Here is a 20657-nt window from a genome sequence, read left to right on the forward strand (position 1 = left end):
CCCGCAGCGAAACCTGATGTGTGACAGGCGTTTCCGTCGGGCCGGCGCATTGTCTCTGGCCGCCGCGCTGGTCGGCTGGAGCTTCGTCAGTCCCCGGTTGCCGCCCTGGTGGCGAGCGGTGCTGCAGGCCGGCGTGGGCGGCCTGCTGGTGTCGATGACGGGCGCGCCCCTAGGCCTGGCTCCGCCCCGGCTATGGGTCGGCCTGCGGCTGGGGTCACTGGCCGCGTTGCCGACTGCTTGCGCGGTCGCGGCGACCAGCGCGCTGCCGCCGGTGCGCCGATCGATGGCCGGCCGCGAGCCGCCGGCGACCGCGCCGGACTGGCTGCTGCTGCGGATACCGGTGGCCACCGTGTGGTCGGAGGAGTCCGCCTTTCGGGGGGCGCTGGCCGCCGCCGGGTCCGCCGCTTTCGGGCCACGCGGCGGACGGTTGTTGCAGGCCAGCGCTTTTGGCCTGTCGCACATCGCCGATGCGCGCGCGACGGGTGAACCGGTGGCCGCCACCGTGCTGGTCACCGGGATCGCGGGCTGGCTCTTCGGTTGGCTGGCCGACCGGTCGGGCAGCCTGGCCGCACCGATGCTCGCGCACCTGGCCATCAACGAAGCCGGGGCGATCGCCGTGCTGGCCGTGCGGGCGTCGAACCGCTGACTCCTGGATTTTGAGACCCTGGGGTATGGCCACGCGCGACAAAGCCGATCCGGCGCAGACCCGGCAGGCCGTGTTGGCCGTCGCGGACTGGCTGCGTGACGAATCCCGTCCGGCGCCCGACCGGCAGGAATTGGCGACGGCCGTGCGGCTGACCGCCCGCACCCTGGCCGCCGTGGCGCCCGGGCGAAGCGTCGAGCTGCGCATCCCGCCGTTCGTCGCCGTGCAGTGCATCGCCGGGCCCACCCACACCCGGGGCACGCCGCCCAATGTGGTGGAAACCGACCCGCGGACCTGGCTGCTGCTGGCCACCGGAAAGTCGTCGTTCGCCGAGGCGCAGAGCACCGGTGCGCTGCGGCTTTCCGGCTCGCGCGCCGGTGAGATTGGACACTGCCTGCCCCTGTTCGATGTGGGCTGAACATAACCCTGAACTGCAGGTTTAGGCATTCGCACCGGCAATTAGTCGCTCAACACGCCCGGGGGATTCGTCGGCGCAGCTCCGGTGCCCGTAGACTCCGTTACGTCACCAACCGTTCCCCGGGGAGCTGCCTAATCGTGACCGTCCAAGAGCCCGAAGAGGATTTCAGCGCACCCCGCGAAGAATGCGGTGTATTCGGGGTTTGGGCCCCGGGCGAGGACGTCGCCAAACTCACCTATTACGGCTTGTACGCGCTGCAGCATCGCGGCCAGGAAGCCGCCGGCATCGCCGTCGCCGATGGATCCCAGGTGCTGGTCTTCAAAGACCTCGGCCTGGTCAGCCAGGTGTTCGACGAGCAGACGCTGGGCGCCATGCAAGGCCACGTCGCCATCGGCCACTGTCGCTACTCGACGACCGGCGACACGACCTGGGAAAACGCGCAGCCGGTGTTCCGCAACACCGCGGCAGGCACCGGGGTTGCGTTGGGACACAACGGGAACCTGGTCAACACCGCCGAGCTCGCCGCCCGCGCCCGCGACGAGGGGCTGATCGCCAAGCGCGCCCCGGCGCCGGCGACCACGGACTCGGACATCCTGGGCGCGCTGCTGGCCCACGGCGCGGCGGACGCCACCCTGGAGCAGGCGGCGCTCGACCTGCTGCCGACCGTGCGCGGCGCGTTCTGCCTGACCTTCATGGACGAGAACACCCTGTACGCGTGCCGCGATCCGCATGGGGTGCGGCCACTTTCGCTCGGACGGCTGGATCGCGGCTGGGTGGTGGCCTCCGAAACGGCGGCGCTCGACATCGTCGGCGCGTCGTTCGTGCGTGACATCGAACCGGGCGAACTGCTGGCCATCGACGCCGACGGCGTCCGGTCCACGCGCTTCGCCAACCCCACCCCCAAGGGCTGCGTCTTCGAGTACGTCTACCTGGCCCGACCGGACAGCACGATCGCCGGCCGGTCCGTCCACGCGACGCGGGTGGAGATCGGTCGCCGGCTGGCCCGAGAGCGTCCCGTCGACGCCGACCTGGTGATCGGCGTGCCCGAGTCGGGCACGCCCGCCGCGGTCGGATACGCGCAGGAGTCGGGCATTCCCTACGGCCAGGGTCTGATGAAGAACGCCTACGTGGGGCGCACGTTCATCCAGCCGTCGCAGACCATCCGCCAACTCGGTATTCGGCTGAAGCTCAACCCGCTTCGCGAGGTGATCCGCGGCAAGCGACTCATCGTCGTCGACGACTCGATCGTGCGCGGCAACACCCAGCGCGCCCTGCTGCGGATGCTGCGCGAGGCCGGCGCCGTCGAAGTGCACGTCCGGATCGCCTCGCCCCCGGTCAAATGGCCCTGCTTCTACGGCATCGACTTCCCGTCGCCGGCCGAACTGATCGCCAACGCGGTCGAAGACAAGAAGGAGATGCTGGAGGCGGTGCGGCACGCCATCGGCGCCGACTCGTTGGGCTACATCTCGCTGCGCGGCCTGGTCGCGGCGTCCGAACAGCCGGCCTCCCGGCTGTGCACCGCGTGCTTCGACGGCCAGTATCCGATCGAACTGCCCGGGGAAACCGCGTTGGGCAAGAACGTCATCGAGCACATGCTCGCCAACGCCGCGCGCGGCGCCGGCCTCGACGATCTCGCGGCCGACGAAGTGCCCGTCGTGCACTGAGGGAACTCAGTTGCACACCTTCGCCGACGTTTGATACCGGCCGTCAGCGCCGCCCGGTAGCCTTTATCGCGATGACGGATCCCGGAAAGAGCCCCGGACGCCACCACGGCAGTCAGGGCATCACCTACGCGTCGGCCGGGGTGGACATTGAAGCCGGCGATCGCGCCGTCGAATTGTTCAAGCCGCTGGCCACGAAAGCCACACGACCCGAGGTTCGGGGCGGCCTGGGCGGATTCGCCGGCCTGTTCGCGCTACGCGGCGACTACCGCGAGCCGCTGCTCGCGGCGTCCACCGATGGCGTCGGCACCAAGCTGGCGGTCGCCCAGGCGATGGACAAGCACGACACCGTCGGGCTGGACCTGGTCGCGATGGTGGTCGACGACCTGGTGGTGTGCGGCGCCGAACCGCTGTTCCTGCAGGACTACATCGCGGTCGGCCGCACGGTGCCGGAACGGTTGAGCGCCATCGTCAGTGGCATCGCCGAGGGATGTGTGCGGGCCGGATGCGCGCTGCTGGGCGGCGAGACGGCCGAACACCCCGGTCTGATGGAACCGGACCACTACGACATCTCGGCTACCGGCATCGGTGTCGTCGAGGCCGACGACGTGCTGGGGCCCGACCGGGTCAAACCCGGCGACGTCATCATCGCGATGGGCTCGTCCGGCCTGCACTCCAACGGATATTCGCTGGCCCGCGCCGTGCTGCTCGAGATCGACCGGATGAACCTCGAGGGCTATGTGGAGGAGTTCGGCCGCACCCTGGGCGAAGAGCTGCTCGAACCCACCCGCATCTACGCCAAGGACTGCCTGGCGCTCACGGCCGAAACCCACGTCCGCACCTTCTGCCACGTCACCGGCGGCGGGCTGGCCGGCAATCTGCAACGCGTCATCCCGCACGGGCTGGTCGCCGAGATGGACCGGGGCACCTGGACGCCCGCGCCGGTGTTCGCCATGATCGCCCAGCGCGGCCGGGTAACGCGCGAGGAGATGGAGAAGACGTTCAACATGGGCGTCGGCATGATCGCCATCGTGGCTCCCGAAGACACCGACCGCGCTCTGGCCATCCTGACGGCCCGGCATTTGGATTGCTGGGTGCTGGGCACCGTCGGCAAAGGCGGGAAAGAGGGCCCGCGGGCCAAGATGGTGGGTCAGCACCCGAGATTCTAGGGAGCTCGGACCCGATACAACTAACGCGGCGCCGGTGCGCTACGCATCGGCGCCGGGGTGTTGGCTCTACCGCCGCCAGCTGTCCTGGTCGTCCCAGGATTCGTCGGATCCGTCGCTGTCCAGTTCGTTGGACTCGTCCGAAGCCGTTCCGGACAGCTCTTGCTGAAGCCGCTGGAAGTCGGTCTGCGGAGAACTGTATTTGAGTTCTCGAGCAACCTTGGTCTGCTTTGCCTTAGCCCGGCCGCGGCCCATGGGGGAACCCCCTCGCGCAATAACGGAGCGGCCTAACGAGTAGGCGGCTCCGATCTCCTGGTGTCGTATTGTCCTGCCAACAGTTTACCGTGCCCCGCCACCGGGCGTTGGCGCCCCCTGCTTGCTGTGGCGGACGTTACCGTTCATTATCCCGCACCGCCCCGCAACCGTTCAACAGCTAACCGTCCGGCGCCGATCTGTTCGGTTGCGGGCAGGGAATCGGCATCGATCACCGCGGCCACCGAGGCCTCCGCTCCGGTCGCCAATTCCGTGTCGGCGGGCAGCCCGCGCTTCAGCAGCGCCAGCGCGATGGGGCCGAGATCCACGTGGTCGACGACGGTGCCGAGGCGGCCGACCGTGCGGCCGCCGGCCAGCACCGGATCCGCGGTCGACGGCCGGTCCACCGACCCGTCGAGGTGCAGCAGCACCAGCATCCGGGGCGGCCTGCCCAGGTTGTGCACCCGCGCGACGGTCTCCTGCCCGCGATAACAGCCCTTGTCCAGGTGGACGGCCCCGACATCGGGACCACCGATCCATCCCACCTCGTGCGGAATCGTGCGCTCGTCGGTGTCGACGCCGAGGCGGGGCCGCGCCGCCGCGACCCGGTGGGCTTCGTAGGCCCACACCCCGCTGGGCCGCACCCCGGCCTGCGTGAGGCGATTTCGCCAGTCGCCGGCCGCGGCGCGCGGAACCAGCAGGTCCAGCTCGATCTGGCCGCCCGGCGTGCCCGGCATCCGCCGCACGAAGCCGTCGCCGACGGCAACCGCGGTCAGCTCGGCGGGCAGCGCGTCCACCCCGAGCGCGTCGAGAACCGCCCGGTCAGCCAGCTTCGGACCGAGCAGCGACAGCACGGCCAGGTCGGCGCCAGCCGGGGTGACCTCCGACCAGAACACCATCTTGCGCAGGTATTGCAGCAGCGGCTCGGCCCGCCACGGCTCGGTGTCGAGGTAGGTGGTGCCGGCCAGCTCGGTCTGGATCCAGTGATCCTCGACGCGGCCCTGGCCGTCGAGGCTGAGGTTCTGCGTGCTGGCGCCGTCGGGCAGGTCGCTGACGAACTGCGTCGAAATGCTGTGCAACCAGGTCTGCCGGTCGTTTCCGGTCAGGGTGAGCACGCCGCGATGCGAGCGATCGACCAGTATCGCCTCGGTGTCGGCCGCACGTTGCTCGCCGAGCGGGTCGCCGTAGTGCCAGACGGCGCCGGCGTCGGGTCCGGTCTCGGGTGCGGGAACAGCGCGGGTCACGAGTCAACTCTACGGACCGGCCGGCGCCCCACGAGTGTGAAGCTGGCTTCACACTGGCTGCCGAGTGTGCGGCTCGCTTCACGTTCGCGGCTCATTGGCTAGGCTTCTCCACCATGGCCGGCCCAACGGGTGTGATCGTCACGCTGGACGGCGAAATCCATTCGCCCGACGCGCCCCTGCTGCACGCCGACGACCTGGCTGTGGTCCGCGGCGACGGTGTCTTCGAGACGTTGTTGGTCCGCGACGGCAGGGCCTGCCTGATCGAGTCGCATCTGCAGCGGCTGACCCAGTCGGCCGCGCTGACCGATCTGCCCAAGCCGGATCGGCCGCGGTGGCGGAGTGCGATCGAGGTAGCCACCCGGCAGTGGTGCGCGGGCAGCGCCGACGAGGGCGCGATGAAATTGATCTACAGCCGCGGGCGCGAGGGCGGTTCGGTGCCGACGGCCTTCGTCATGGTCAACCCCGTTCCCGAACGGGTGACGGCGGTCCGGCGGAGCGGGCTGGCGGCGATCACGCTCGATCGCGGGCTGCCCGCCACCGGTGTCGACGCGATGCCGTGGCTGCTGGCCGGCGCCAAGACCCTGTCCTACGCGGTCAACATGGCGGCCCTGCGCCATGCCGCCCGTCAGGACGCCGGTGACGTGATCTTCGTCAGCACCGACGGCTACATCCTGGAAGGCCCGCGCTCGACGGTGGTGATCGCCACCGCCGCCGAGACGCCGTGCCTGCTGACACCGCCGCCGTGGTATCCGATCCTGCGCGGCACCACCCAGCAGGCCCTGTTCGAGGTGGCCAGGGACAAGGGCTATGACTGCGACTACCGGGCGCTGCGCCTCGCGGATCTGCATGCCGCCCAAGGGGTTTGGTTGATCTCCAGCATGACCTTGGCCGCCCGCGTGCACACCCTCGATGGCCGCCGGCTGCAGCCGTCACCGATGGCCGCGGACTTCGCCGAACTGATCGACGCCGCCATCGTCAGCGATCGCTGAGCGCTGAATTCTGTTGTCGGCTGGCCGATTCGCCGGTACGGTCGGTCGTACACAAGGAAGGAGGTGGTCCGCGAAATTGATAGCTTCATGGACATGTGAGGTGGCTGCGCGCTAGCAGCACCTGCTCGGAAGAGCTGGCGTCACAAGTGCGCTAGCGAATTCCCCGCAGTCACCCGGCCCCCGAGCTTCCGGTTTTTGTCCAACCAGGAATACGGCTCGGGGGCCGCTCCATATCTCGGGCCGGTTGCTAGCCGGCGAAGCGGGACAGCCGTGCCGAGAGATGCGGCACCAGACCGCCGTCGGCGTCCACCCGCTCCTCGACGTAGGCGAGGTCGCCGCCTTCGACGATGCCGTAGAGGCGTTTGGCGCCGCCGACCAGGACGCCCGACCTGCTGCGGGCCAGCGCGTCGGTGACCAGCTCCCACGACGACTGGGTGAGCGGGCGGCCGTAGAACAGTTCGACGTAGCCCGCCGAATGGGCCAAAAGCAGTTCGATCGCGTGAGATTCGCCGGGGTCGTCGGGATCGGTGACGAAGCGCCAGAAACCGGTCTCGCGTAGGCCGCGTTCTTCGTAGTCGCCCGTCTCGCTGAGCCGCCAGGATCGGGCTTCCCAGTTCAGGTAGTCACCGCCGTCGTGCGAGACCACGATCTGCTGGCCGAACCGGTAATCGCCATCGGGCCCACGGCCTTCGCCTTCGCCGCGCCAGACACCGACCAGCGGCAGCAGCGCCAGCAGGTCATCGCTCAGGTTGGCGCCTTGGCGCAGGTTCGCGGTGTCGGCGGGCAGCGGCAGGTCATCGTAGGACGGGATGTTGCGGCCGGCGGTCAGCTTGGCGCGCTCGGCGGCGGCGGCCACCGCCCGGTCGCCGGAACCGGCGGAACTCAGCGGTTCGTCGGGACTCACGACTCGTCAGTGATGAGCCGATAGAGGGTGTACAGGGCGAACCATGAAATCACCACGACCGCCACAACCAGCATGATCTCGAAGAACAGCACCACGGGGACAAGTCTATTCGTCCCGCAGCGTCCCCGTCGGGAGCGGCTGGCGGGTCAGGCGATCTTGACGTCGACCTCGTGGATGCCCGCACCGGACGGCGCCACCACGGCGTCGCCGTTGCCGGCCTTCGACAGGGCACGCAGGGTCCAGGATCCCGGTGCGGCGAAGAACCGGAAGTCACCGGTGGCCGACGCCACCACCTCGGCGGTGAACTCGTCCGAGGAGTCCAGCAAGCGGACGAACGCGCCCCCCACTGCCTGGCCCTCGCCGTCCACGACGCGACCGGTGATCACCGTTTCCTTCTCCAGGTCGACGCTGGCGGGCAACGTCAGTCCTTGTTTCGGTGCAGAGCACATATCAGCTTCCCAACTCGATCGGGGCACCCACCAGGGAGCCGTATTCCGTCCAACTGCCGTCGTAGTTCTTCACATTCCGATGCCCGAGCAATTCATAAAGAACGAACCAGGTGTGCGACGACCGCTCGCCGATGCGGCAATAGGCGATCGTTTCCTTGTCGCCGTCGAGGCCGGCGCCGGCGTAGAGCTTGGCCAGCTCCTCGTCGGACTTGAAGGTGCCGTCCTCGTTCGCGGCCTTGCTCCACGGCACGTTGATGGCGCCGGGGATGTGGCCGGGGCGCTGGCTTTGCTCCTGCGGCAGGTGCGCGGGCGCCAGGATCTTGCCGGAGAACTCGTCGGGGGAGCGGACGTCAACCAGGTTCTTGACGTTGATGGCGGCGATGACGTCGTCGCGGAACGCACGGATGCTGTTGTCCGGCGCGGCGGCCGTGTACGACGTCGCCGGCCGGTTGACGGTGTCGCTGGACAGCGCGCGCCCGTCGAGCTCCCACTTCTTGCGGCCGCCGTCGAGCAGCTTCACCTTGTCGTGGCCGTACAGCTTGAAATACCAGTAGGCGTAGGCGGCGAACCAGTTGTTGTTGCCGCCGTAGAGGATCACGGTGTCGTCGTTCGAAATGCCCCGCTCGCTGAGCAGTTTGGAGAACTGCTGGGCGTCGACGAAGTCGCGTTTGACCGGGTCCTGCAAGTCGGAGCGCCAGTCCAGCTTGATCGCGCCCGGGATGTGGCCGGCGTCGTAAGCGCTGGTGTCTTCGTCGACTTCGACGAAGACGACGCCTGAGGCGTCGAGATTGCTCTCAGCCCAGTCGGTGGAGACCAGGACGTCGGAGCGTGCCATGGAGTGGATCCTTTCAATCGCTTTTGTTACAGCAGGTCAGGTGGGACGCGCAGGGCGTCGGAAACGGGCCACCAGCGGGTAGAGCTGGCAGCCCAGGCAGATGGCGAAGGCCGCGTTGAGAAACGCGGCCACCAGGGCGGCCGCGGTCGCGATGACGCCGAACAGGACGGCGCCGGCGGCGAATCCCGCGGCTCCGAGCACCGCGAAGATCAGGCCGACGAGTTGGGCGAACTTCAGCGGCGGGGTCGGTTCGCGATCCTGCACCGGGCCCAGCCGCGGCGCGACGACGGTGGCGAAGATCCGGCCGTAGGGGTGCTTGCGCGGCCCACCGGCCGCGCCGATGGCGAAGATGACGGCCTGGGCGGCCAGGATCACCGCCGCGGCCAGCGGACTCGCCGCGGACACGACGAGCGCGAGCACCAGGACTGCGGTGGTGACCCAAGCTGCGAATCGTGGTCCACGCACGTCGACCAGGTCGGGCTGCGTGGTGGTGTTGCTGCTTGGCAAGGTAGGAACTCCTCGATACCTCTGTTGCTGACGGGAACGACGAATGGAGACGTGCCACGGTCTGGAACCCGGGCCGCTCCGAGTGCTACGCGAAAGCGCGGCTACTCAGCAGCAACAGCAACAACAACAGCCCGCGGTGCGGCACAGTTCAACTGCGCGACGCTGGGTGAGCATGGGCTCGAGGCGGGCTAACACGTCGGTCAGCTTACCCAATGACACGGTGGTCAAGCCAACAGCGGTTTCAGGGCGGAGCGCAGGTCGGCGCTGCTGGGCACTCCGGACGTGCGGTATCGCTGCCGGCCGTCGACGTCGAAGATCAACGTGGTGGGCAGGGACAGCACCGAATACCGGCGCGCGGTCTCCGGATTGGCGTCCAGGTCGACCTCGACGTGTGTCACATCGCCCAGGTCGTAGCAGACCTGCTCGACCACCCGGCGGACCCGCTCACATGGCCCGCACCACGGGGCGCTGAAATGCACCACGGTCGGCCCGCTGCGGGAGAGCCCCAGCGCCGCGATGTCGGCACCGTTGTCCCGGTCCGGCTTGGCGTCGATTTCCCGGATGCGTCCCGAGCGCCGGGTCAGCAACCACCCGGCCAGGCTTGCCGCGGCGAGCACCGCGACGATCACGACGATGACGGTCATGACTGCTTAAACCCATCGAGGGTCACGGTTACTCCATGGGTGATGCCCTCGATGATGACGTCGGATCCCCGAGCGCCCTCGGTGGTCGGCGCGACACCGAAGGGCAGGCGCTGATTGGGCAGTCTTCCGCTGAAGGCGTGCAGCACCGCGTCCTGCTTGTCCGCCGGCACGGTCTGGTTGGCGGTGTCCGAGCCGGTGAGCACCCCGGTCGGGGTGAACACCAGCGTCGCCGGGTCATCGGGGGCGATGGACAGGTCGACCGAGACGCTGACCCGGCGATCGAAGCCGGCCGATTTGGGTGTGCCGGTGAACACCAGCCCATGGCTGTCCGAGATGCCCGACGCGGTCACGCCGCCGGTGGAGGTGTTGGTTTCCTTGGGCGGTGCCTCGACCATCAGGTCACTGATGCCCATGAACCGGCCCAGGTGCGTCGAATCGACGATGATGCGGCTCTCCAGCTTGCCCACCGCGAGCTTCGCATCCGTGCTGATCAGCCACGACGCCCGGGCGAGGTCCACCGAGTACATGGTGGCCTCCAGGGTGGCCCTGCCGGTCATCGAGTGCTCGACGGCGTTGGCCTTGATCTCCACCTGGCTGTAGTTGCCGCGCATCGCCTGCGGAATGAACGGAAACGCCACGATGGCCACGAACGGGTCGGTGCCCAGCCTGGCCGCTTTACGGACGCTGGAAGACAGCCGGTATTCGGCATAGATGCTGGTCCCGTAGTCGAAACCGATCGCGCCGAGGGCGACCACCGCAACCACGATCGCCGTCGCGGTCACAGCAATCAGCACCTTGCGCACCCGCATATTGTGGCGTAACACCAAAAAGCCGGTCGCCGCCGGATCGGTGGTGGTGGGTCTCACACCGGCTCGTCTGCCACGCGAAAAAACCAGGTGACACGTTATCGTTAGATGACCTGGTAACTAACGCTTAACTACGTTGTGAAATTGGGAGATGCCGTTCCCCCGAGCTGGAGGGGCTAGTTGGAGCTACTACTGCTGACCTCGGAGCTTCATCCCGACCCGGTCCTGCCGTCGTTGTCCCTGCTTCCGCATGCCGTCCGGACGGCGCCGCCAGAGCCTTCTTCGTTGCTCGAGGCCGGGACCGCGGATGCGGTGCTCGTCGACGCGCGCACCGACCTGTCGTCGGCGCGCGGACTTTGCCGCCTGTTGAGCACCGCCGGCCGGTCGGTCCCGGTGCTGGCCGTGGTGAGCGAGGGCGGGCTGGTGGCCGTCAGCTCGGATTGGGGCCTGGACGAGATTCTGCTGCCCACCACCGGGCCCGCCGAGGTCGACGCGCGGCTACGGCTGGTGGTCGGCCGTCGCGGCGGGCTCGCGGACCAGGAGAGCGCAGGCAAGGTCAGCCTGGGCGAGTTGGTGATCGACGAAGGCACCTACACCGCCCGGCTGCGGGGCCGCCCGCTGGATCTCACCTACAAAGAATTCGAGCTCCTCAAGTACCTGGCTCAGCATGCCGGGCGGGTGTTCACACGCGCGCAGCTGCTGCACGAGGTGTGGGGATACGACTTCTTCGGCGGCACCCGCACCGTGGACGTGCACGTGCGCCGGCTGCGGGCCAAACTCGGTCCCGAGTACGAGGCGCTGATCGGCACCGTCCGCAACGTCGGTTACAAGGCCGTCCGTCCGGCGCGTGGCCGCACGCCGGTCGCCGAGCCCGACGAATCCGACGAGGCAGACGCCGACTCCGAATCCGAATCGCAGGACGTCCAAGATCCGTTGGTCGATCCGCTGCACACGCAGTGACGGCGCCCGACTGGCGCCGGACGCTGACCGTCGACGAGCAGCGGGGCGTACGCGAACTTGTCAGTGCGGCAACCGAATCCGATGGCGTCGCGCCCGTTGGCGAGCAGGTGCTGCGCGAGCTCGCGCACGACCGCACCGAGCATCTGCTGATCACGAATCCCACCCCGGCCGGCGACGCGATCGTCGGTTACCTCAACCTGAGCCCGCCACGCGACGGGGAGACCGGGATGGCCGAACTCGTGGTGCACCCGCAGGCACGCCGCCGCGGTATCGGATCCGCACTGGCACGCGCGGCGCTGGCCAAAACCGGTGCGGGAAACCGGTTTTGGGCGCACGGCACGCTCGAGTCGGCCCGCGCGACCGCGTGGGCGCTGGGCCTGGCGCCCGTGCGGGAACTGATGCAGATGCGACGTTCGCTGCGCGATCTGCCCGAGACCGTGCCGTCGGTGCCCGGGGTCAAGATCCGCACCTATGCGGGCACCGCCGACGACGCCGAGCTGCTGCGGGTCAACAATGCCGCGTTTGCCCACCATCCCGAACAGGGCGGCTGGACGGACGTCGAGCTGGCGGAGCGCCGCAGCGAACCGTGGTTCGACCCGGCGGGCCTGTTCCTCGCGTTCGCCGACTCGGGCAGCGACCAGGCCGGCACGCTGCTGGGCTTTCACTGGACGAAGGTGCACCTCGATCGGCCCGGGCTGGGCGAGGTTTACGTGGTGGGCGTCGACCCGTCGGCGCAGGGCCGCGGCCTGGGTCAGGTGTTGACCGGCGTCGGCATCGACTGGCTGGGCCGGGTCCTGGCCGACGCCCCCGACCCCACCGTCATGCTCTACGTGGAGTCGGACAACGTCGCCGCGGTGCGCACCTACCAGCGCCTGGGCTTCAGCACCTACAGCGTCGACACCGCATACGCGGTCGTACCCGCGGCCAACTGACGCGGGTATGAGCCGCATCTACCCAGATCGTTAATCTGGTTCTGGCCACCAAGACGTTGCTGTGGACCGCGTCGGCGCATATTTTCGCCCGCGCTTGGCAACCTCACATGACAGATAGGCCAGCGGCGCCCACATGCGTCCGGAACGCGGCAGGAAAGCGAGATCGGTGAGGCTCGACAGGCAGGGCAGGGCGCTGGCCGCCGTGGCGTTGGCGACGGCGCTCGGTGCCGGAGCGCTGACCGCCTGCGGCAGCGACGAAAACCCCCGGGGGGTCAGTGCGCCCAGCTCCGGCGTCACCGGGACGGCGGGGTGCGGCGGCAAGGACAAGCTGACCGCGGAGGGCTCGACCGCCCAAGCGAACGCCGTCACGGTATTCAACCAGGTCTGGGGCCAGTACTGCCCCGGCAAGGGCCTGGCCTACAACCCGACCGGATCGGGCGCCGGCCGCGAGCAGTTCATCGCCGGGCATGTCGATTTCGCGGGCGCGGACTCTCCCTTGGTCGCCGACCAGATCGGGCCCGCGGCCAAACGCTGCGACGGGAACCCGGCGTGGGACCTGCCGCTGGTCTTCGGCCCCATCGGGATCGTCTACAACCTGCCCGGAAACCCCGCCCTGGTGATCAACAGTGACGCACTGGCCAAGATCTTCACCGGCAGGATCACCAGCTGGAACGACCCGATCCTGGCCGCCCTGAATCCGGGCGCGGCGCTGCCCGACACCAAGATCACCCCGATCTACCGGACCGACTCGTCGGGAACCACCGACAACGTTCAGAAGTATCTGACCGCGGCCGCGCCGCAGAGCTGGTCCAAAGGGGTCGGCACCGAGTTTCAGGGCGGCGTCGGCGAGGGCGCCGCGAAGTCGGCCGGCGTCATCCAGGCGGTGCGGGCCACCCCGGGCGGCATCGGATACGTCGAGAAGGGCTTCGCCGACCAGGCCGGCGTGCCCTACGCCAAAATCGCCACCCGCGGCGGCGTGATTCCGCTGACCAACGACACGGCCGGAAACGCCGTCAACGCGGCCCGATTCCTGGCCGAGGGCGACGACCTGGTGCTCGACCTCAATGCCATGTACGGCTCCGAGGAGCCGGGCGTCTACCCGTTGCTGCTGGTCACCTACGAGATCGTGTGTTCAAAGGGCTACGACGCGCAGACCGCCGCGGCCGTCAAATCCTTCCTCTCCATCTCCGCCACGAGCGCGCAGGGCGAGCTCGCGAAGGCCGGCTACATCCCGCTGCCCGATAAGGTCAGGGAACGACTGATCACGGCCATCAATGCGATGCAGTAATCGATTGAATCTGGTTTCAAGGAGCGACAGCAGAACTGTGACGGGATCACAGTGACAACGCCAAACCCCATCCACGCGGGCTCGGGTGCGGTTGTCGCCGCGCCGCATCCGGAGAAGCAGGCCACCCCCACCAGCCCCTGGGGAGAGGGCCGGCCCCATGTGGCGGACCGGGTCTTCCGCCGGCTCGCGCAGTCGTCGGGCGTGGTCATCATCGTGGTCATCGCCGCGATCGCCGCCTTTCTGCTCGGACGCGCGATACCGGCACTGCACCGCAATCGGGAGAACTTCTTCAGCTACGGCGGTGTGTGGGTCACCACGGACCCCTCCGCGATGCACTTCGGCATCGCCAGCCTGGTCCCGGTCACCGTGTTCGTGTCGCTGTTCGCGCTGATCCTGGCCATGCCGGTCGCGCTGGGCGTGGCCATCTTCATCACCCAGTACGCGCCGCGGCGGGTCGCGACACCGCTGGCGTACTCGGTCGATCTGATGGCGGCGGTGCCCTCGATCATCTACGGAGCGTGGGGCCTGTACGTGCTGGCGCCGCAGCTGCGGCCGGTCGCGGTTTGGCTTAATCACTCCCTGAGCTGGTGTTTTCTGTTCGCCAGCGGCAACGCGTCGCCCGCCGGTGGGGGCACCATCTTCACCGGCGGCATCGTCCTGGCGGTGATGATCCTGCCGATCATCACCGCGGTCACGCGCGAGGTGTTCGTCCAGACACCGCAGGACCAGATCGAGGCCATGCTGGCGCTCGGTGCCACCCGCTGGGAAGTGGTCAAGACGATCACGCTGCCGTTCGGGCGGTCGGGCTACGTCAGCGGCTCGATGCTCGGGCTGGGCCGCGCCCTGGGCGAGACGGTGGCGCTGCTGATCATCCTGCGGGGCACCCAGTCGGCGTTCGGCTGGTCGCTGTTCGACGGCGGCTCCACCTTCGCGACCAAGATCGCCGGCGCCGCGGCCGAATTCGACGACCGGTACAAGGCCGGCGCGTACATCGCCGCCGGCCTGACGCTGTTCGTGCTCACGTTCGTGGTCGACGCCCTGGCGCGGGGCGCCGTCGCCGGAGCCGGGCGAAAGGGCGCCCGATGACCTCGATGCTGGACCGCCCGCTCAAGCCGCGGACGTTTTCGCCGGTCAGCTGGCGCCGACGTGTCACGAATTATGTTGCGACCCTCCTTGTTTCGCTGTCTCTGCTGGTCGCGGTGACCCCGCTGGTGATGGTGCTGTGGTCGGTGGTCGCCAAGGGCTGTAAGGCGGTGGCGTCAACCACATGGTGGTCGCACTCGCAAGCGGGGATGACGGCATTCGTGACCGGCGGAGGCGCCTACCACGCGCTGGTCGGCACCGTGCTGCAGGGATTGGTATGCGCCCTCATCTCGGTCCCGCTCGGGCTGATGGTCGCGATCTATCTGGTCGAGTACGGCGGCGGCACCGCGCTGGGCAGAGTGGCCTCGTTCATGGTGGACATCCTCAACGGTGTGCCGTCAATCGTTGCGGCACTGTTCATCTACGCGTTGTGCGTGGCAACCCTGGGACTTCCCCGGTCGGAGTTCGCGGTGTCGCTGGCGCTGGTGCTGCTGATGCTCCCGGTAATCGTGCGGGCCACCGAGGAGATGTTGCGGATCGTCCCGATGGACCTTCGCGAGGCCAGTTACGCGCTGGGCATCACCAAATGGAAAACCATTGCCCGGGTGGTCATCCCCACCGGGCTGTCGGGCATCGTCACCGGGATACTGCTGGCCATGGCCCGGGTGATGGGGGAGACGGCACCGCTGCTGATCCTGGTGGGTTACGCGCAATCGATGAACTTCGACATCTTCAGCGGGTTCATGGGGACGCTGCCAGGCATGATGTTCAACCAGACGACGGCGGGCGCGAGCCTCAACCCCATCCCCACGGATCGGTTGTGGGGTGCCGCACTAACCCTCATCCTGGTGATCGCCGCGATCAACGTCGCGGCCCGAGTCATAGCGAGATACCTTGGCGCCAGGAAGTCATAGGCAGGAGCACTAAGTGGCCAAACGGTTGGACCTCAAAGCCGTCAACATCTATTACGGATCGTTTCACGCGGTCGCGGATGTGACGCTATCGGTTCTGCCCCGCAGCGTGACGGCGTTCATCGGCCCGTCCGGTTGCGGCAAAACGACGGTGCTGCGCACCCTCAACCGGATGCACGAGGTGGTGCCCGGCGGACGGGTCGACGGCAGCGTGCTCCTCGACGACGAGGACATCTACGGCGCCGGCGTCGACCCGGTCGGCGTGCGGCGAGCCATCGGGATGGTGTTCCAGCGGCCAAACCCGTTCCCCGCCATGTCAATTCGAGACAACGTCGTCGCCGGCCTGAAGCTGCAGGGGGTGCGCAACCGCAAGGTGCTCGACGAGACGGCCGAGTATTCGCTGCGCGGGGCGAACCTGTGGGACGAGGTCAAGAACCGGTTGGACCGGCCCGGCGGCGGACTGTCCGGCGGGCAGCAGCAGCGCCTGTGCATCGCGCGGGCCATCGCCGTGCAACCCGATGTGCTGCTGATGGACGAGCCGTGTTCGGCCCTCGACCCGATCTCGACGATGGCCATCGAAGAGCTGATCAGCGAACTGAAGCAGGACTACACCATCGTCATCGTCACGCACAACATGCAGCAGGCGGCCCGGGTCAGCGACTATACGGCGTTCTTCAACCTGGAGGCCGTCGGTAAGCCCGGGCGGCTGATCGAAGTCGACGACACCGAGAAGATCTTCTCCAACCCGAGTCAGAAGGCGACCGAGGACTACATTTCCGGCCGCTTCGGCTAGCCGGGCGCCGCAGCTACTGCGAGGCGGACTTCGCTTCTTCCTCGGGCAGTCGGCCGGTCGCCTGGAAGATGACCCGCCGGGCCACCTCAACGGCGTGGTCGGCGAAGCGCTCGTAGAACCGGCCCAGCAACGTCACGTCGACGGCCGCCGCGACGCCGTGCTTCCATTCCCGGTCCATCAGCACCGAGAACAGATGCCGGTGCAGATCGTCCATGGCGTCGTCTTCTTCGCGAATCCGGGCGGCCTTCTCCGGATCGCGCGACAACACCACCTCTTGGGCGCTGTTGCCCAATTCGACTGCGATGCTGCCCATTTCGGCGAAGTAGCCGTTGACCTCTTCGGGCAGCGCGTGCTGGGGATGGCGCCGACGGGCGATCTTGGCGACGTGCAGCGCCAGCGCGCCCATCCGGTCGATGTCAGCCACCATCTGGATGGCGCTCACGATGGCCCGCAGGTCGCCGGCCACCGGCGCCTGTAAGGCCAGCAGTACGAAGGCGCTTTCTTCGGCACGCGCGCTCAGCGCGGCAATGGCTTCATGATCGGAGATGACTTGTTCGGCCAGCACCAAGTCGGCCTGCAGCAGAGCCTGGGTGGCCCGCTCCATGGCGATTCCTGCCAAGCCGCACATTTCGCCGAGGCGCTCGGATAACTCCGAGAGTTGCTCGTGGTAGGCGGTCCGCATAGCACCAAGGGTACGGTCTCGCCGCAAGAAACGGGCAGCGGAGCGCCGTCAAAAGCGGCTACTCGCAGGTGGTGTCGGCCGCGTTGGTGACGGTCAGGTCCTCGGGCAGCTTGGCCGGGGCGTTGCTCGAGCCGCGTTCGATCTGCAGGCTCATCGACGATCCGCTCGGTTGCGGGCTGGCGACCGACTTGAAGTCGGGGCCCAAAACCACCTGCACGACCTGCCCGTAGCCGGAGACTCGCTGGACTTTCGCGTTGGCGAACGAGGACGCGACGGTGGCGGCGGCCTCTTCGTTGCCGGGCGAGAACAGCACGGTCGTCGCGTTCACCGAGCTCGGATAGTCATCGGGCGACATCACGTTGAAGCCGTCCCGCTTGAGCTGGGTGGTCGCGGTGGCGGCCAGGCCGGTTTGCGTGGTCGCGTTGGAAACCCGCACCGTCACGCCGCTGGGCGACGTGGTGGTCACCTGCTCGTGTTGCGCCTCGGGCGCCGGTGCGGGTGTCTTCTTGGTGGTCGGCGCCCTCGACGGGCCCTTCGTCGGAGACGTACTCAGATTCTGGGCGTTCTGGTCGTTCTCCTCGGGCAACGGCTCGTCGTTGATGACGGCATCGAACAGGGCCCGCATATCGTCCATCCGCGGCGGCTCGTCGCCGTTCTGGTCGGTCACACCGGTCGGCACGGTGACGAACGTGACGTGTCCGGCGGCCATGCCCTGCAGCGACTGCCCGAGTTGGATCAGGTCCCTGGACTGCACATTGTCGACGACGGTGTCGCTGATGAACATGTTGACGACGTTGTTGAGCTTGTTGGGGTCCAGCAGGGTGTCTTCGGAGATCAACGACCGCAGCAGCGACGACAAGAACAGCTGCTGGCGTTTGATCCGGCCGTAATCGCCGTTGACCTCCGTGGTGACCTGGCGCGCCCGCACGTAGTTCAAGGCGGTCGAGCCGTCGAGGACCTGGCGTCCACCGTGGTCGAGGACCGTGCCCAACTCGTAGTCGTGCAGCGGTGTGCTCGAGCACACCTCGACGCCGCCGAGGGCGTCGACCATCTTCGCGAAGCCGGAGAAGTCGACGGCGATGAAGCGGTTGATGCTCAAGCCGGACAGTTTCTGGATTTCCTTCACCAGACACTTCGGGCCGCCGAAGGCGAACGCCGAGTTCAGTTTGGTCTCGGTGTAGATCATCTTCGGCCCGTAGGTCTTGGTCTTGGAATCGTAGAGGGGCCCGTACTTGCCGGTTTCGGGGTTCCACGCTTCGCACTGCATCGGGGTGATCGCCAGGTCGCGGGGGAAGGACACCGCCACCACGCGCTTCCGGTTGGCCGGAATGTTGACCAGCATCACGGTGTCCGACCGGGCACCATCGGCGTCGTCGGTGTTGCCGGCGCCCATGTTGGCGTTATCGCCGGAGCGGGAGTCGAGACCGACGATCAAGAAATCCTCGTCGCCGTATTGGCCGTTGCGATCGCGGATGTCGCTGGAGTTCTGGTCGAGCGCGCTGATGGTGTTCAACCGGGCGTTTTTCGACGTGCTCCATTGCCATGCCCCGCCGGTCATGACCAGGGCCAGCACGGCGGCCAGGGCGGCCGTCGACCGCGCGGCAACCAGCAGCGGACGGCGGCGGCGTTTGGGTTCCTCGGCGCTGGTGTCCTGGGCCAGGTCGTCGGGATCATCGTCGATCGGATAATCGGCGGCCTCGAGGGCGCGAAGCTCGGCGACGGCGTCCATGGAGTAGGCCAGATCGTCGATGACCTGCGTTTTCTGCAGCTCGATCGGCAGGCGCGGCTCGGCGCCAAACGGCTCGGCGCCAAACGGCTCGGCGTCGAACGGCTCCCCCTCCGGATCCGCCGGAGCGGCACGATGGTGGACGGGTCGGCCGGGCGCACCGATTTTGGCGATCAGGTCGGCGACGCTGACGCCACCGCCGGTGTGGGATCCGCCCTGCTCGGGTTCCTCCTCGCGCGGCACGACGGGCTCGATCGGGGCCTCGGGCTGCCAGCGGTGCAGATTGTCGTCGGCGGGAGGCTCGAAGAATCGCTCCCAGGGAGCGGCGCCCAACGGTGCGGGGTCCGGGGCGATCCGGCGGGCGTGCGCCCCGCCCGGGCTGCGCCGACCATTACGAGTGGCGTCGCTCTCGGCGTCACTCATGTCGTACCGGCCTCCGAAGCTCTGCTGCAGACGTCAGCGTGTTCGTGCGTAATGTCAGCGCAGCCCCACATTGCGAGCGCTGCCGCTGGTGCCAACCACTTTTGTTGCCCTGTGCGGCGACACGGAACCCATCCGCCGCCCAAACGCATGCAACAAAGCCCACATCGTACTGAGTTATTGGTCCAGACGCGATTTCGAGTTGTCGGCTCAGCCGCCGGAGTGCATGACGTCGGCGCCGGCCGGCACTGTGCAGTCGTCCGGATCGGTCAGCCAACCTTCCGGCAGCACCACCCGGGCCGGTGAACCCTGCCGGCCGCGCGGGCCCGTCGCCTCGTCCGGGAACGGCACGGTGCCGTCCAGCCGGTCGAGCAGAGAGTCCAGCTCGTCGAGCGTCTTGACCATCGCCAGGGCCCGGCGCAGCTCCGAGCCGGCCGGAAAGCCGTGCAGGTACCAGCCGATGTGCTTGCGGATATCGCGCATGCCCTTGTCCTCGCCGAAATGCACGGCGAGGAGCTGCCCGTGCCGTCGGACGATGTCGGCGACCTCGCCCAGCGTCGGCGGCGTGGGTGGCGGGCTGCCGGTGAACGCGGCCGACAGCTCGGCGAAAAGCCAGGGCCGGCCCAGGCAGCCGCGGCCGATGACAACGCCGTCGCAGCCCGTGGTGGCCATCATGGTCAGCGCGTCGCTGGCGTCATAAATGTCGCCGTTGCCGAGCACCGGGATCGTCCGCACCTGTTGCTTGAGCCGGGCGATCTCCTCCCAGTCGGCGGTACCGGAGTAGCGCTGCGCCGCCGTGCGGGCATGCAGCGCGACGGCGGCGGCCCCTTCGGCCTCGGCGATGCGGCCGGCATCGAGGTGCGTGTGGTGTTCGTCATCGATGCCGATGCGGAACTTGACGGTCACCGGAATCTGGGTGCCCTCGGTGCCGCGAACCGCCGCGGCGACGATCTGCCCGAACAGCCGCCGCTTGTACGGCAGCGCCGACCCGCCGCCACGCTTGGTCACCTTGGGCACCGGGCAGCCGAAGTTCATGTCGATGTGATCGGCCAAGCCTTCGTCGGCGATCATCTTGGCGGCCGCGTAGGTGGTCGCGGGATCGACGGTGTAGAGCTGCAGCGAGCGCGGTGACTCGTCGGCGGCGAACGTCGTCATGTGCATGGTGGCCGGATGGCGCTCGACAAGTGCACGCGCCGTTACCATTTCGCAGACATAGAGCCCGCTGACGGTGCCGACCTTGGCTTGCTCGAGTTCCCGGCACAGCGTCCGGAATGCGACGTTTGTCACGCCCGCCATCGGTGCCAGAACCACCGGGCTGGCGAGCGCGATGGAACCGATGCGCAC

General features: G+C 68.1%; 23 protein-coding genes. 11 read left to right on the top strand and 12 right to left on the bottom strand.

All coding sequences use genetic code 11. From position 1 onward, the window contains the following. Positions 1-16 precede the first annotated feature (16 nt). The 4 genes from A5732_RS15915 (at position 17) to purM (ending at position 3891) form a co-directional block, all read left to right on the top strand. On the top strand, positions 17-646 hold the full coding sequence (locus A5732_RS15915; RefSeq protein WP_076102727.1) for an Rv0804 family intramembrane glutamic endopeptidase: 630 nt from the start codon (positions 17-19) through the stop codon (positions 644-646). 25 nt (positions 647-671) lie between these two features. After that, complete coding sequence (locus A5732_RS15920) at positions 672-1061, top strand: sterol carrier family protein (protein ID WP_076102728.1); 390 nt, start codon at positions 672-674, stop codon at positions 1059-1061. A 137-nt stretch (positions 1062-1198) separates the two neighbouring features. After that, complete coding sequence (purF, locus tag A5732_RS15925) at positions 1199-2725, top strand: amidophosphoribosyltransferase (RefSeq protein ID WP_064951303.1); 1527 nt, start codon at positions 1199-1201, stop codon at positions 2723-2725. Positions 2726-2796: 71 nt separating this feature from the next. Further along, positions 2797-3891, top strand: a complete 1095-nt coding sequence (gene purM, locus A5732_RS15930) for a phosphoribosylformylglycinamidine cyclo-ligase (RefSeq protein WP_064951302.1) — start codon at positions 2797-2799, stop codon at positions 3889-3891. Positions 3892-3957: 66 nt separating this feature from the next. Here the strand turns inward: purM and A5732_RS15935 are convergent, their stop codons facing one another. Both A5732_RS15935 and ygfZ read right to left on the bottom strand, forming a co-directional pair. After that, the gene (locus A5732_RS15935) at positions 3958-4143 is read right to left on the bottom strand and encodes a DUF3073 domain-containing protein (RefSeq protein WP_076102729.1); all 186 of its coding nucleotides are present in this window, start codon (positions 4141-4143) and stop codon (positions 3958-3960) included. A gap of 146 nt (positions 4144-4289) precedes the next feature. Beyond that, positions 4290-5384, bottom strand: coding sequence for a CAF17-like 4Fe-4S cluster assembly/insertion protein YgfZ (gene ygfZ, locus A5732_RS15940; protein WP_076102730.1), 1095 nt, complete (start codon positions 5382-5384; stop codon positions 4290-4292). Between the two features lie 131 nt (positions 5385-5515). On the opposite strand from ygfZ, the gene A5732_RS15945 reads away from it, so the two are divergent. Next, positions 5516-6373, top strand: a complete 858-nt coding sequence (locus A5732_RS15945; RefSeq protein WP_142256631.1) for an aminodeoxychorismate lyase — start codon at positions 5516-5518, stop codon at positions 6371-6373. Positions 6374-6620: 247 nt separating this feature from the next. On the opposite strand, the gene A5732_RS15950 is transcribed toward A5732_RS15945, so the two are convergent. The 7 genes from A5732_RS15950 to lmeA form a co-directional block, all read right to left on the bottom strand. After that, on the bottom strand, positions 6621-7277 hold the full coding sequence (locus tag A5732_RS15950; protein WP_076054892.1) for an FABP family protein: 657 nt from the start codon (positions 7275-7277) through the stop codon (positions 6621-6623). A 146-nt stretch (positions 7278-7423) separates the two neighbouring features. Then, entirely contained in the window at positions 7424-7726 is a 303-nt protein-coding gene (locus A5732_RS15955) for a DUF1416 domain-containing protein (RefSeq protein WP_007777644.1), read from the bottom strand. 1 nt (position 7727) lies between these two features. Beyond that, a complete protein-coding gene (locus tag A5732_RS15960; protein WP_065055188.1) occupies positions 7728-8561 on the bottom strand; it encodes a sulfurtransferase in 834 nt (277 codons plus the stop codon). A gap of 36 nt (positions 8562-8597) precedes the next feature. Then, positions 8598-9068, bottom strand: coding sequence for a DUF4395 domain-containing protein (locus tag A5732_RS15965; protein ID WP_076102732.1), 471 nt, complete (start codon positions 9066-9068; stop codon positions 8598-8600). A 105-nt stretch (positions 9069-9173) separates the two neighbouring features. Continuing rightward, complete coding sequence (locus A5732_RS27810) at positions 9174-9287, bottom strand: putative leader peptide (protein ID WP_364298402.1); 114 nt, start codon at positions 9285-9287, stop codon at positions 9174-9176. A gap of 5 nt (positions 9288-9292) precedes the next feature. Further along, positions 9293-9712, bottom strand: coding sequence for a thioredoxin family protein (locus tag A5732_RS15970; protein ID WP_076102733.1), 420 nt, complete (start codon positions 9710-9712; stop codon positions 9293-9295). After that, positions 9709-10521, bottom strand: a complete 813-nt coding sequence (gene lmeA / locus A5732_RS15975) for a mannan chain length control protein LmeA (RefSeq protein ID WP_076054885.1) — start codon at positions 10519-10521, stop codon at positions 9709-9711. Before lmeA ends, A5732_RS15970 begins: the two co-directional genes overlap by 4 nt. A gap of 177 nt (positions 10522-10698) precedes the next feature. Between lmeA and A5732_RS15980 the strand changes: the two genes are divergently transcribed. The 6 genes from A5732_RS15980 (at position 10699) to pstB (ending at position 16485) form a co-directional block, all read left to right on the top strand. Beyond that, entirely contained in the window at positions 10699-11478 is a 780-nt protein-coding gene (locus A5732_RS15980; RefSeq protein WP_064951294.1) for a winged helix-turn-helix transcriptional regulator, read from the top strand. Continuing rightward, a complete protein-coding gene (gene mshD / locus A5732_RS15985; RefSeq protein ID WP_076102734.1) occupies positions 11475-12410 on the top strand; it encodes a mycothiol synthase in 936 nt (311 codons plus the stop codon). The genes A5732_RS15980 and mshD overlap by 4 nt, the downstream gene beginning before the upstream one ends. Positions 12411-12576: 166 nt before the next feature. Continuing rightward, positions 12577-13698: a phosphate ABC transporter substrate-binding protein PstS gene (pstS, locus tag A5732_RS15990; RefSeq protein ID WP_076054881.1), complete on the top strand. Its 1122-nt coding sequence runs from the start codon at positions 12577-12579 to the stop codon at positions 13696-13698. A 51-nt stretch (positions 13699-13749) separates the two neighbouring features. Further along, complete coding sequence (gene pstC / locus A5732_RS15995; protein ID WP_436971829.1) at positions 13750-14784, top strand: phosphate ABC transporter permease subunit PstC; 1035 nt, start codon at positions 13750-13752, stop codon at positions 14782-14784. Further along, positions 14781-15695 (top strand): phosphate ABC transporter permease PstA, encoded by a 915-nt coding sequence (gene pstA / locus A5732_RS16000; protein WP_076054877.1) that lies wholly within the window; start codon positions 14781-14783, stop codon positions 15693-15695. The genes pstC and pstA overlap by 4 nt, the downstream gene beginning before the upstream one ends. A gap of 13 nt (positions 15696-15708) precedes the next feature. Further along, the gene (pstB, locus tag A5732_RS16005; RefSeq protein WP_064951289.1) at positions 15709-16485 is read left to right on the top strand and encodes a phosphate ABC transporter ATP-binding protein PstB; all 777 of its coding nucleotides are present in this window, start codon (positions 15709-15711) and stop codon (positions 16483-16485) included. Between the two features lie 13 nt (positions 16486-16498). On the opposite strand, the gene phoU is transcribed toward pstB, so the two are convergent. The 3 genes from phoU to dusB all read right to left on the bottom strand — a co-directional run bounded on the left by phoU (position 16499) and on the right by dusB (position 20657). Then, positions 16499-17167, bottom strand: coding sequence for a phosphate signaling complex protein PhoU (gene phoU, locus A5732_RS16010; RefSeq protein ID WP_064951288.1), 669 nt, complete (start codon positions 17165-17167; stop codon positions 16499-16501). 58 nt (positions 17168-17225) lie between these two features. Further along, a complete protein-coding gene (locus tag A5732_RS16015; protein ID WP_076102736.1) occupies positions 17226-19316 on the bottom strand; it encodes an LCP family protein in 2091 nt (696 codons plus the stop codon). Between the two features lie 207 nt (positions 19317-19523). Continuing rightward, the gene (gene dusB, locus A5732_RS16025; protein WP_076102737.1) at positions 19524-20657 is read right to left on the bottom strand and encodes a tRNA dihydrouridine synthase DusB; all 1134 of its coding nucleotides are present in this window, start codon (positions 20655-20657) and stop codon (positions 19524-19526) included.

Source organism: Mycobacterium colombiense (genome assembly GCF_001953985.1).
GTDB lineage: Bacteria > Actinomycetota > Actinomycetes > Mycobacteriales > Mycobacteriaceae > Mycobacterium > Mycobacterium colombiense_B.